Genomic DNA, 11,176 nt, shown 5'->3' with positions numbered 1-11,176 from the left:
ACGAGGCGCTGGCGCGGGTCGGGCTGACAGGCTCGGCGACGGCTCGGCCGGCGCAGCTCTCCGGCGGCATGGCGATGCGGGTGTCGCTGGCGCGGGCACTGATTACCGAGCCCCGGCTGCTGCTCCTCGACGAGCCGTTCGCCGCCCTTGACGAAATCACCCGCCGGGCGCTGGCCGACGACGTGCTCGGCCTCTGGGCCGCCTCCAGGCCGGGGATCGTCTTCGTGACGCACAATGTCGAGGAAGCGGTCTACATGGCGACGCGGGTGGTGGTGATGACGCCGGGGCCGGGCCGCATCGCAGAGGAGATCGCGGTCGAGGGGCCCCTGCCGCGGCCGCCAGGCTTTCGGATCACGCCGGGCTTCCGGGCGACCGTGGAGCGGGTCTCCGATCACCTCGCCAAGGCGGGCGCGCGATGAGCCGGCTGTTCGACAAGTCCGCGCCCCTGGCGCTCGCGGCCCTGCTGCTGGCGGCCTGGGAGGTCGCCTGCCGGACCCTGCACGTCCCGTCCTATTTCCTGCCGCCGCCGTCCAGGGTCGCCGAAGCCCTGGTCGCCAGCCTGCCGGTGCTGGCCGACGCTGCCTGGCGGACCCTGTCGGTGGCGCTCGTCGCCCTGGTGGTCGCCAGTCTGGCGGCCCAGGCGCTGGCCATCCTGATCGGCCTGCATCCGCTGTTGGAACGCGCCGTCCGGCCGCTGGCCTCGGTGATCCAGGTCACGCCCGTGGTGGCCATCGCGCCGCTGGTGCTGATCTGGGCCGGGATCGACCATCCGGAGCGGGCGATCGTTGCGCTTGCGGTCCTCGTCGCCTTCTTCCCGATCTTCTCCGGCGCCGTGACCGGCCTGCACGCCGCCGACCCGGACCTGGAGCGGGTGTTCGACCTTTATGGCGCGACCCGCTGGCAGCGGGTGACGCGGCTTCGCCTGCCCTCGGCGGTTCCCTTTCTGCTGGAAGGCCACAAGGTCGGCGCGGGCCTGGCGATCATCGGCGCGGTCGTGGCCGAGTTCGGCGCCGGCTCCGGCGGCGTGCGGGGCCTCGCCTGGCAGATCCTCGACGCCGGCAACAAGTTGCAGACCGACCGGATGATCGCCGCCCTGGCCGTGCTGGGGATCATGGGCGTGGCCTTCCACGCCGCCTTGGAGGCGGTGGAGCGCGCGGGCCTGCGCTGGTGGCGCGGACGCTGATCGGAGCTTCCGGCTAGACCGCGCGCGCCGCGAGCCTCAGGCGCTCGAGGGCGTCGGCCGCCATGGTCGTGAGGGTGCGGAGGCCCTCGTCGGCGAAGACGTCGACCGCCGCCTCCAGGGCCACGATCGCTGCGGCGCGCTGGCCGCGGTCGCGGCCGGTCAGGTCGATCCGCGCTTCGTAGAGCCGCGCCAGGTGCAGCTGCGCCACCGCCCAGCCGACCGGATCTCGCCGGGCCTGCAGGCTGGAGAGCTCGATCTTCATCGCCGTCTCGGCGATGTCGAGCACGGCCAGGTCGCCCGTGGCCTCGGCAGCCCGCGACAGGCAGACCGCCCGCGCGCTGGCCGCGACGCCGCGCAGCGGCATGGCGGGGATCTCGCGCAGCACAAGGTTGGCGCGGTCATAGCAGGTGACCGCCTGGTCGAACGCCTTATCGTCACCGCAGGCGTCGCCGAGCAGCTGCAGCGTCTCGGCCAGCGCCAGCTGGGCGCGGGCCCAGTCGAGCGGGCTGTGGTCGCGAGGCAGTTGCTCGACCGCGTCGGCGAGCACTGCGGCGGCGCGGGCGATGGCTTCGACGTCTCCGGTCAGCTCGCCCCACAGGGTGAGCGCCTGGCCGCGCATCATCTCGGCCCGCGCCGCGACCAGCGGCTCATAGTCGGGGCTCAGCCGCGCGGCGGCGGCGGCGGCGTCGTCGATCGCGCGGGCCAGCAGGCTCTCGTCCTTCAGCCGCGCGCCGAAGGCGCACAGAAGGTCGGCCCGCATCAACCGCGCCTCGCTCGCCAAGATGCGTGCCGCCGGCGCGCGACGACTCAGGGCCTCCAGAGCCGCAATCGGCGCTGTGAAGTTGTCGGCGAGGGTCCGCGCGGTCATTGCGTCCGCGCGCGCCAGGGCCTCGCGCCCGGCGATCACCGCAAGGCCGACGTCCGCCTGGGCCGCGGCCATGCCGCCGCGGGCCGCGGCCCGCGCCTCGCGAAACGCCACTTCCGCAGCGGCGTTGAGGCCGAGATCGCCGAACAGCTCCGCGCCGGCAAGCGCACACAGCGCCTGCTCACAGCGCGCCCGCGCCCAGAGGTCCGGACGGCGGCTGGCATCGAGGCCGGTCGACGCCGCCTCGGCGGTCGCGGCCGCCTTGCGCAGGTGGACGACGTCTCCGGTGCGCCGAGCGGCCTCGCGCCAGATGAAGGCGGCCTCGATCCGCCGCTCCGACTTTTCCCCCGTCCCCGGCCGGCCAGCGGCGACGTCGGCGGCCTTGGCCTCTTGCAGCAGCAGATTGACGTCGAGAAGCTCCAGCAGAGAGCTGTCGCCGCCGGTAAGCCCATCGCCTGAGCCGAACGCCGGTTCCGCGCCGAACAGACGCTTCAGCTCCCGACCGAGTTCGAACATGGCGTGGCTCCGGCGCCTCAGTCGTCCCGACATGGGACGATCTGCTTGCGACAACTACGCTCATAGCAAAGCCGGAGCCGCCGACTTTAACAATCCCTTAACTTCTTCAGTATGGTTAACAGATCCTTCTCATCCACAGTAAAGGGCCGCTCCAGGCCCTGTTTCGACAACGTGACACCCGCCCGGGTGGCGCGAAGGCAGGCCCGCGCGTTCGACGCGCGCTAACGGCGACGCAGCGCCCCGGCGCCGCGGATCAGGCCCGTTCCTTGGAGCGCTCCAAGCTCACCTTCGGGAAGCGCTCGCTGACGTAGCCGATCTCCCAGGCCGTCTTGGCCAGAAACACCGGCTGCTCGTCGATGTCGACGGCCATGGCGCTGCGGTGCTTGTTCTGGAAGTCCTCGACGTCGGCCCGCTCGCCGGACAGCCAGCGCGCCTCGGCATACGGGCTGGGCTCGAAGATCACCTCCAGCTGGTATTCGTTCGCCAGGCGGTCGGCCATGACCTCAAACTGCAGCTGGCCGACGGCGCCGACGATGAAATCCGCCCCGATCACCGGCCGGAACAGCTGGGTCACGCCCTCCTCCGCCAGCCCTTCCAGCGCCTTCTTGAGGTGCTTGGCCTTGAGCGGATCCTTGACCCGCACCCGCTGGAGGATTTCCGGAGCGAAGTTCGGCAGGCCCGCGAACCGCAGGGTCCCGCTCTCCGACAGGCTGTCGCCGACCCGAAGCACGCCGTGATTGGGGATGCCGATCACATCGCCGGCGAAGGCCTCCTCGGCGAGTTCGCGGTCGGAGGCGAAGAACATAATGGGCGCATTGACCGAGAGCTGGCGGCCGGTGTTCTGCACCTTCATCTTCATGCCGCGGTTGAACCGGCCGGAGGTCAGGCGCAGGAAGGCCACGCGGTCGCGGTGGTTGGGGTCCATGTTCGCCTGGATCTTGAAGACGAAGCCGGAGACCTCGCGGTCGCCCGGCGCTACGTGGGTCTCCTCGCCGTTCTTCACCGCCGGAACCGCCTTCGGCGGCGGCGCATAGGCGCCCAGGCCCTCCAGCAGCTGATCGACGCCGAAGTGGCGCAAGGCTGAGCCGAAGAACACCGGCGTCATGTGCCCTTCCAGGAAGGCCTGCGGATCGAAGGGCTTGGCCGCCTCCTGGACCAGCATCGCGCCCTCCTCCAGCTCGCCCTGCTCCTCGGCGTCCAGGTAGCTGACGATGGCGTTGCCGCGGAAGGCGACGGCCTCCGGGTGGCCCTCGTCGGCGTCGGAGCTCTTCTTGGCGAAGGGGACGAACTGCTCGCGACGCAGGTCGAGCATGCCGCGGAAGCGGGCGCCCGAACCCGCCGGCCAGAACAGCGGCGCCGGGTCGAGCGCGAGCTTCGAGGCGATCTCGTCCAGCAGGGCGAAGGGGTCCTGCGCCTCGCGGTCCATCTTGTTGATGAAGGTGACGATCGGGATGTCGCGCAGCCGGCAGACCTCGAACAGCTTGAGCGTCTGCGGCTCGATGCCCTTGGCCGCGTCGAGCACCATGACCGCCGCGTCGGCGGCGGTCAGCGTCCGGTAGGTGTCTTCTGAGAAGTCCTCGTGCCCGGGCGTGTCCAGGAGATTGAACATCAGCCCGTCGTGGTCGAACGTCATCACGCTGGCCGAGACAGAGATGCCGCGCTCGCGTTCGATCTTCATCCAGTCGGATCGCGTCCGCCGGTTTTCGCCACGCGCCCGCACCGCGCCTGCGGCGCGGATCGCCCCGCCGGCCAGCAGCAGGTTTTCCGTCAGCGTCGTCTTGCCGGCGTCGGGGTGGGAGATGATGGCGAAGGTGCGCCGACGGGCGGCTTCGGCGGCGGGGGAATTGGTCATGCGCGGCAGGTAGCGTGCGAGATCGGCTTAAGCAATTCCGCCTTCACGGCCGAGCTGGTCGAAGGTGCACTGGCGCGGGTCCTTGTCCGGCCGCCAGCGCAGAAAGCTGGTTCCGTGGCGGAAGCGATCGCCGGTGACGTGGTCGTAGCGGACCTCCACGACCAGCTCGGGCCGCAGCGGCGTCCATTCGCCCGAGCGCTCGCGCGACCATCGGCTGGGACCGCCCGGCGCATTGCCGGTGAAGCCGGATCCGCCGGCCAGGGCCTCGAGCCTGCGGGCCAGCTCGGCCCGTTCGGACCTGGGAATGTTCGCGGTGAAGCCTACGTGGTCGAGCCGTCCCCTCACGTCATAGAGGCCAAGCAACAGCGACCCCACGTCGCGTCCGCCCTGCTCGTAGCGGAAGCCGCCGACCACGCAGTCGGCGGTGCGCATCCGCTTGATCTTCAGCATGGTCCGCTCGCCGGGCGCGTAGGCCGCATCGAGCCGCTTGGCGACGACGCCGTCGAGGTCCGAGCCGACCTCGGAAAGCCAGGCGCAGGCCTCCTTACGATCCTCCGTCCCAGGCGAGAGCCTGAGGGCCACAGGCTCGCCCATCCGCCGGTAGAGCGCTTCGAGCTCGGCCCGGCGGCGCCTCAGCGGGGCGTCGAGGAGCGAGCAGCCTTTCGCATCCATCAGGCAGTCGAACAGCACCAGGTTCGCCGGATGTTCGGCGGCGAGCTTCCACACCCGGCTCGCTGCGGGATGCAGCCGCATCTGCAGCGCCTCGAACGAGGACTCGCCGTCGACGGCGATGGTCAGCTCGCCGTCCACAACGAACCGGTCCACCGGCAGGGCCTGAAGCGCTGCGACCACGTCGGGAAAGTAGCGCCCGAGCGGCTTGCCGGACTTGGCCCTGAGTTCCACGGCGTCCCCGGCGCGAAAGGCCAGGCAGCGGAAGCCGTCCCATTTCGGCTCGTAGCGCCATCCCGGCCCGCGCGGGACCTCGTCGACCAGCTTGGCCTCCATGGCGGCCGTGTCCAGGGGCACAGAAAGATCGGACAGGCTCATCCCGTCGCCAATTCGTCGGAGCGCCGCTCGTTCCGCGGGCGAGGCCGGTCGTCCGCCCTCAGGCCGCCTCGACGGGCTCGGTGAGAAAATGCCGACCGTCGCGGTCGTCGATCTCGACCACCCAGATGTCCGGATCGATGCGGATGGCGCGCTCGATGTAGGCGTCGAGATCCGCCTCCTGCTCGGAGCGCGCGGGCTGCATCCAGATCTGCGCCCCGTCCATCCGGGTCGCCTCCGAATAGAGCCGCGTCGTGCCCTCGGCGCGGTTCAGCACCTTGAGGAGGACCGCGCCGGCGCGCGCGTCGCCCTTGCGGACGACGACCGGAAAGGCGCCTGCCTGCTCCGCGCGCCGGATCAGCGCGCCCACCCAGATGTCCGTCGATAGCAACATGGCGGCGGACCATGCGCCCAGGCGCCCTGTCCTGTCACCTCTGCGCCGCTAACCGAACGGCAAGGCCCGGCGTTTAGCTTGCCGCAAAGGTCCTCCGGGACCAGCAGAAAAGAAGACGCATGACGAGCACGCGCAAAGCGCGGCCGGCGTCTCGATGGCTGGGGTTGTTGGGCGCTGCGCTGACGGCCGCGCCGGGCCTTGCGCACGCGCGGGCCGTGGACCTGGTCTACGAGCGTACGGTCATGACCGCCGCCGACGCGCGATGCGGCCTTTTCACGCCCGACGTGTCGGCTGCGCTGAGCGCGGCGCGGATGCAGGCGCGCGGGGCTGCACTCCGGTCCGGGGCCGACTTGCAGGCATTGCGCGTGCTGGAACGCGAGGCCAACGACAAGGGCGCGAGCGCCGACTGCAGCTCGCGCGACATCGCCGTGGCCGCCGCGCGCGTGCGCGACGCCTTCGCCGGCTACGCCCGCACGCAGCGGATTACCTATCCGGGAGACCAGGCCGGCTGGCGCGCCGACCGTACGGGGCCGGGCGACATCCGCTGGCGGCTCGCCCAGGAGGCCCGCTTCGGGCGCGACCGCATGACCTTCGGCCTCGCCGGCCGCCAGACCGCCGGCGTGCTGCTCGCTGTGGCGGAATTCGCCGACGGCCAGGCGCCCTATGGCGCACGCCTCCTGCTGCGCGACGACAGGCGCTGCGAGGCGCCATACCTCGACGGGCCGAACACGTCGGCGCGCGGCCTTCCGCTGGACCATCGCCTGCCGCCGCGCAGCGCGCTTCGGGCGTACCCTGCCGAGGCCCGCAGCCCGGCCGGGGCTGACCTGCTGCCGAAGAACGGTGGGGGGGGCTGGGCCTTTCGCTTCCCCGCGCAGGCCGCACGCGACCTCGCGCGGCTCGACCCGCGCGAAGCAATCGCGGTCGAATATCTCTTTCCCGGCGACGTGGTCCGGCGGGCCTATATCGAGGTCGGCGATTTCGCGGCCGGCCGCGCCTTCCTCGCCCTCAGCGCCCGCTGAGGCTCAAACGTCAGCGGGCGCCGGCCTGGACTGAGGGGTGACCGCGGCGCCGTTCAGGACCGGCATGCGGACGATGACTGTCGCGCCTTCGCCGAGCGCGCTTTCGATGCACATCTCGCCGCCGTGCAGCTGGGCGAACGCGCGGACCAGCGACAGGCCCAGGCCCGAGCCCGCCGCCTTCTGGCTCGGATCGCCGGCCTGCTCGAAGGGCCGCCCCAGCCGCTCCAGATCGTCGGGCGCGATGCCCACGCCGGTGTCGGCGACGATCAGCTCCAGCGTCTCGCCTGCGCCTTGCAGGGTGAGCGTCACCGCCCCGCCCCGCGGCGTAAACTTCAGCGCGTTCGACACCAGGTTGATGGCGATCTGCTTCACCGCGCGGCGGTCGGCGTTCGCCGGCAAGGGCTCGTTCGGCAGCGCGCCGCGCAGGCTGACGCCCGCCCGGTCGGCCTGGCCGCGCATCAGCCTCAGCGCAGCCGACACGGCCTCGCGCGCGTCGAAGTTCTCCCGGGCCAGCTCGAACCGGTCGGCCTCGATCTTCGACATGTCGAGAACGTCGTTGATCAGCTCAAGCAGGTGCGAGCCGGACTCGTGGATCAGGTCGGCATACTCCGCGTAACGGTCCGAGATGGTGCCGAACAGGCGCTGCCGCATGATGTCCGAGAAACCCATGATGGCGTTCAGCGGCGTGCGCAGCTCGTGGCTCATATTGGCCAGAAACCGGCTCTTGCCGGCGTTCTGCTGCTCGGCGGTGACCCGGGCGGCTTCCAACTCGGCCTCACGGGCGCGCTGGCTGCGTGCGTCGCGGATCGCACCGACGATCCGGATCGTGCTCATCCGGCGCAGCGAGAGCTCCCACCAGCCCTCCGAATCGTAAGCGGGTCGAAAGGCGATCTCCGCGGAGCCGGCGCCGACCGCCCGCTGCAGCGCATCCTCGACCGCCGGCCGGTCGTCGGCATGGACGAAATCGCCGAGGTTGCGTTCGATCAGGTCGCGGACCCGCCATCCGGGGGGCGGCTGGCCGAACGCCTCCAGGATCCGGCCGCCCGGATAGAGGTCGACGAGAAGTTGCGGTTGGTTGTCGAGCACCTCCAGCAGGCCGGTCTCGATGTCATCGCGCGCGCGGCGCTCGCCGATCGCCTCGGCGTACAGCATGACCAGCGCCACCCCGAGCGCCAGCGCCATGCCGGTCAGCCCCGCCAGGTTCAGCCAGGCCGCCGCCGCGGGCGCGACGGTCGGCAACGGCAGCAGGACGGAGCTCAGGGCGGCGACCGCCGCAGCGGCCAGTCCGCCGGCGGCGGCCAACGGCAGGAGGTCGGGCTTGCGGAAGGCCGCGGCCGCGGCCAGCGGCGCGAGGGACCAGGCGGCGAGAGGTCCTGAGGCGCCGCCCGTCATCAGGACAGCGACGATCGCCGCCAGCGTCCAGATCAGTACGGCCGCTGTGCGCGTGCGCGAACCGCCGCGCGCCAGGACCGCGCCTGCGAGCCCCGGGACGACGCCGATCGCGAACGGCGCGAGCTGCAGGTCGGGCGTCAGACGGCCCGCCGCGACCAAGGCCGCGCCGGTCGCGGCGACGCCGGCCGCCCACGCCAGATGCCAGCCCACCGCAAAGCCGGAGCCGATGACCCGCCGCTCCGACTTCAGCGTCGGCCGCCGTGAACGGCGGTTCGGGGTCAAGGTTCTTGCACCCGCGTTCTGTCCTCCATCGGACCGAGCCTAACGCCCGAGGTGAGTCCGGTTAAGGTGGCTCGCCTCAGACGCGACTGCCGCTGGCGCGCACGCGACAGGGGAAACGAAATCGTAAGCGACATTCGCGAACCTGCAGACCCCAAAACGGAGGCGCCCCGCTCCGCCATGCCTCATCCGGCCTGCCAGGACGACGCGCCGATCGACCGCCGCGGCGACACGGCGACGCCTCAGATCGACGAGCAGAAGCGGTCCTTCCTACGCGTGGTCAGCCATGAGCTGCGCACCCCGCTCAATTCCATTCTCGGCTTCTCCGAAATCCTGGCGTCCGAACTATATGGACCGTTAGGGGCCGAGCAGTACCGCCAATACGCCGAGATCATTCACAGCAGCGGGGAAAAGCTGCTGAAACTTGTGAATCAGGTGGTGGAGATCGTCCGGCTGCAGTCGGGCGACATCGAGTTCGTCGTGCAGGCCGAGCCGCTGGCTCCGATCCTCGAGAAGTTGGGCGAAGGTCTCGGCGACGCCCTGGCGGCGCGCAGCCTGCGCCTGCGGATCGAGCCGTACCGCGCCGAGGTCCTGACGGACGGCCGCGCTTTGCGGGCGGTCCTCGCGAACCTGCTGCAGAACGCCATCGCCTTCTCCCCGGACGGCGGCGAGATCACGGTTCATGCCCTGCCCATGGCGGCGGGTCTGCAGATCGTCGTGCGCAACGAAGGCGAAGGTGTCGACGCCGCCGACCTGCCGCGCCTCCTGCAGCCGTTCGAGCAGGGCGAGAACGCCCTCACCCGCCACGCCGAGGGCGCGGGCCTGGGACTTGCGATCTGCGACCTCACCTGCCGGGCCATGGGCGGGCGGCTCGAACTGGTCTCGGCGCGCGGAGAAGGATTCGCCGCCCACATCGTCCTGCCGACGGCCTGAACCCGTTGCGCGAGGCCTCTGCGGCGCTTAAGTCGCCGACGCGATGAGCGTGATCGACGACACCCTGCAAGACCTGACCGACGAGTTCGACGTCCTCGGCGACTGGGAGGAGCGATACCGCTATGTCATCGACCTGGGACGGGAGCTGGCGCCGCTGAGCGAAGCCGAACGCAACGACGCCAACAAGGTGCGGGGCTGCGCAAGCCAGGTATGGCTGGTCACCGAGCCGCAGGCGGACGGCGGCCTGCAGTTCCGTGGCGACTCCGACGCCCACATCGTACGCGGTTTGATCGCGGTCCTGCTGCGGCTCTATTCGGGTCGCGGGCCACGAGAAATCCTGGCCTTCGACGCCAAGGCGGCCTTCGACAAGCTCGGCCTCGCCGGCGCGCTCTCCGCGCAGCGGTCCAACGGCCTTGCTTCGATGGTGACCAGGATCCGCCGCGACGCCGAGTTCGCCGCCGCCTAGTCGGCTGGCTTATCTATTTCAGGCCGCGCGAATGCCGGTCACGGCCTGGCTCATGCCGACGACTGCGTCGAACCCCAGGATCATGTCCACGTCCCAGCCGTTCGTCGCGAGCGGCAAGCGCAGCCACAGGATCGACAGGTGCGAGGCGCCGCGCCATGCCAGATTGTGGGCGCCGACCGAGGGCCGGCGCTCGCTCACGACCTGCGCCAACTCGGACCGCCAGTAGTCCGCGGCCGAGCCGGCATAGACCTCGGCCAGCGACCGGCCGGTGATCTCGCGTCCATAGACGCCATGGAGGCCGGTGCCGGCCAGGCGCACGCGGAAGTCCAGCGGCTCAGGCTTCACGTCGATCAGGCTGACCGTGGGCAGATGGCGCTTGAAGCGGGCGGGATCGATGTCGCGCCGCGCGGGCAGCCGCCCAGCCACCCGCAAGGAGGCCCAGTAGGCGAACAGCTCTTCGTGCGCTCGGGCCGCCGCCGCGGGGGCCCCGATCTGCGCCGCCATCTTCAGATTCCTTAACAACCTCTTGGAATCATAACGATTCGTTTATCGCCCGAACCGCGAATCGACGGCAAGTCAAAATTGTGGCGAACCCTGAAATTGCCCTGCGTCGCAACGCCGCGAGCCAAAGAAAAACGCCCGCCGGACCCGGCGGGCGTTTGCGACGCGGGATCGTCGATCGACGCTCAGCGCTTCTTGCGCGGCGCCTGGCGACCGCCTTGGCCGAGGCCCATCTGCTTGGCGAGGTCCGAACGCGCCTTGGCGTAGTTCGGGGCCACCATCGGGTAGTCCTTCGGGAGGTTCCACTTCGCGCGGTACTCCTCCGGGCTCATGTTGTACTTCGTCCGCAGGTGCCGCTTCAGCGACTTGAACTTCCGTCCGTCCTCGAGGCACACCAGATAATCGGGCGTGATCGAGCGGCGCACGGGCACCGCGGGTTCCTTCGGCGCGACCTCCGGCGCCTCCTGCCCCGTCGACACCCCCGCGAGGGCGCGGTGCACGCTCTGGATCAGGCCCGGCAGATCCGCCGCAGCGACGGAATTGTTGCCCACGTAGGCGGAGACAATATCCGCCGTCATCTCGATGACTTCCGACTTTTCGTCCATTCTTGTCATTCCATGGGATCTGCGAGCGAAAGGCCGCAGATGCGATTCATATCATCAGTAGCGCGTCCTAACGGCAACTGCGCCCAAGCACAAGCACAAGTGTGATTATTGTGCACGAATTTATATG

At 70.4% G+C, this 11,176-nt stretch carries 12 protein-coding genes; 5 read left to right on the top strand and 7 right to left on the bottom strand.

Translation table 11 applies throughout. The features are described 5' to 3' along the window. Positions 1-419, top strand: a 419-nt coding sequence (locus VJS38_RS01165; protein WP_324086323.1) for an ABC transporter ATP-binding protein, incomplete at its 5' end; no start/stop codon positions are given. Beyond that, on the top strand, positions 416-1,183 hold the full coding sequence (locus VJS38_RS01160) for an ABC transporter permease (protein WP_324086322.1): 768 nt from the start codon (positions 416-418) through the stop codon (positions 1,181-1,183). The genes VJS38_RS01165 and VJS38_RS01160, both read left to right, overlap by 4 nt. A 13-nt stretch (positions 1,184-1,196) precedes the next feature. On the opposite strand, the gene VJS38_RS01155 is transcribed toward VJS38_RS01160, so the two are convergent. The 4 genes from VJS38_RS01155 to VJS38_RS01140 all read right to left on the bottom strand — a co-directional run bounded on the left by VJS38_RS01155 (position 1,197) and on the right by VJS38_RS01140 (position 5,854). Next, the gene (locus tag VJS38_RS01155; RefSeq protein ID WP_324086321.1) at positions 1,197-2,564 is read right to left on the bottom strand and encodes a hypothetical protein; all 1,368 of its coding nucleotides are present in this window, start codon (positions 2,562-2,564) and stop codon (positions 1,197-1,199) included. A 253-nt stretch (positions 2,565-2,817) separates the two neighbouring features. Continuing rightward, complete coding sequence (locus VJS38_RS01150; protein WP_324086320.1) at positions 2,818-4,416, bottom strand: peptide chain release factor 3; 1,599 nt, start codon at positions 4,414-4,416, stop codon at positions 2,818-2,820. 27 nt (positions 4,417-4,443) lie between these two features. Then, positions 4,444-5,463, bottom strand: coding sequence for an ATP-dependent DNA ligase (locus tag VJS38_RS01145; RefSeq protein ID WP_324086319.1), 1,020 nt, complete (start codon positions 5,461-5,463; stop codon positions 4,444-4,446). A 58-nt stretch (positions 5,464-5,521) separates the two neighbouring features. After that, positions 5,522-5,854, bottom strand: coding sequence for a DUF1491 family protein (locus VJS38_RS01140; RefSeq protein WP_324086318.1), 333 nt, complete (start codon positions 5,852-5,854; stop codon positions 5,522-5,524). A gap of 242 nt (positions 5,855-6,096) precedes the next feature. Between VJS38_RS01140 and VJS38_RS01135 the strand changes: the two genes are divergently transcribed. Next, positions 6,097-6,873 (top strand): hypothetical protein, encoded by a 777-nt coding sequence (locus VJS38_RS01135; protein ID WP_324086317.1) that lies wholly within the window; start codon positions 6,097-6,099, stop codon positions 6,871-6,873. Positions 6,874-6,876: 3 nt separating this feature from the next. On the opposite strand, the gene VJS38_RS01130 is transcribed toward VJS38_RS01135, so the two are convergent. After that, on the bottom strand, positions 6,877-8,547 hold the full coding sequence (locus tag VJS38_RS01130; RefSeq protein ID WP_324086316.1) for a PAS domain-containing sensor histidine kinase: 1,671 nt from the start codon (positions 8,545-8,547) through the stop codon (positions 6,877-6,879). 177 nt (positions 8,548-8,724) lie between these two features. Between VJS38_RS01130 and VJS38_RS01125 the strand changes: the two genes are divergently transcribed. Together VJS38_RS01125 and VJS38_RS01120 are read left to right on the top strand one after the other, a co-directional pair. Continuing rightward, positions 8,725-9,477, top strand: coding sequence for a HAMP domain-containing sensor histidine kinase (locus VJS38_RS01125; RefSeq protein WP_324086315.1), 753 nt, complete (start codon positions 8,725-8,727; stop codon positions 9,475-9,477). Positions 9,478-9,520: 43 nt separating this feature from the next. Next, entirely contained in the window at positions 9,521-9,943 is a 423-nt protein-coding gene (locus tag VJS38_RS01120) for a SufE family protein (RefSeq protein ID WP_324086314.1), read from the top strand. A gap of 18 nt (positions 9,944-9,961) precedes the next feature. On the opposite strand, the gene VJS38_RS01115 is transcribed toward VJS38_RS01120, so the two are convergent. Continuing rightward, a complete protein-coding gene (locus VJS38_RS01115) occupies positions 9,962-10,447 on the bottom strand; it encodes a PAS domain-containing protein (protein ID WP_324086313.1) in 486 nt (161 codons plus the stop codon). Between the two features lie 182 nt (positions 10,448-10,629). Next, complete coding sequence (locus VJS38_RS01110; protein ID WP_324086312.1) at positions 10,630-11,049, bottom strand: MucR family transcriptional regulator; 420 nt, start codon at positions 11,047-11,049, stop codon at positions 10,630-10,632. Positions 11,050-11,176 lie beyond the last annotated feature (127 nt).

Source organism: Phenylobacterium sp., from assembly GCF_035276905.1.
In the GTDB taxonomy this organism is placed as follows: domain Bacteria; phylum Pseudomonadota; class Alphaproteobacteria; order Caulobacterales; family Caulobacteraceae; genus Phenylobacterium.
This window is presented reverse-complemented; position numbering and strand designations above follow the sequence as displayed.

Coding starts and splice junctions, on each gene's coding strand:
- VJS38_RS01160 (WP_324086322.1), top strand. CDS start 416: ATGAGCCGGCTGTTCGACAAGTCCGCGCCCCTGGCGCTCGCGGCCCTG.
- VJS38_RS01155 (WP_324086321.1), bottom strand. CDS start 2,564: ATGTTCGAACTCGGTCGGGAGCTGAAGCGTCTGTTCGGCGCGGAACCG.
- VJS38_RS01125 (WP_324086315.1), top strand. CDS start 8,725: ATGCCTCATCCGGCCTGCCAGGACGACGCGCCGATCGACCGCCGCGGC.
- VJS38_RS01135 (WP_324086317.1), top strand. CDS start 6,097: ATGACCGCCGCCGACGCGCGATGCGGCCTTTTCACGCCCGACGTGTCG.
- VJS38_RS01150 (WP_324086320.1), bottom strand. CDS start 4,416: ATGACCAATTCCCCCGCCGCCGAAGCCGCCCGTCGGCGCACCTTCGCC.
- VJS38_RS01145 (WP_324086319.1), bottom strand. CDS start 5,463: ATGAGCCTGTCCGATCTTTCTGTGCCCCTGGACACGGCCGCCATGGAG.
- VJS38_RS01115 (WP_324086313.1), bottom strand. CDS start 10,447: ATGGCGGCGCAGATCGGGGCCCCCGCGGCGGCGGCCCGAGCGCACGAA.
- VJS38_RS01140 (WP_324086318.1), bottom strand. CDS start 5,854: ATGTTGCTATCGACGGACATCTGGGTGGGCGCGCTGATCCGGCGCGCG.
- VJS38_RS01110 (WP_324086312.1), bottom strand. CDS start 11,049: ATGGACGAAAAGTCGGAAGTCATCGAGATGACGGCGGATATTGTCTCC.
- VJS38_RS01120 (WP_324086314.1), top strand. CDS start 9,521: ATGAGCGTGATCGACGACACCCTGCAAGACCTGACCGACGAGTTCGAC.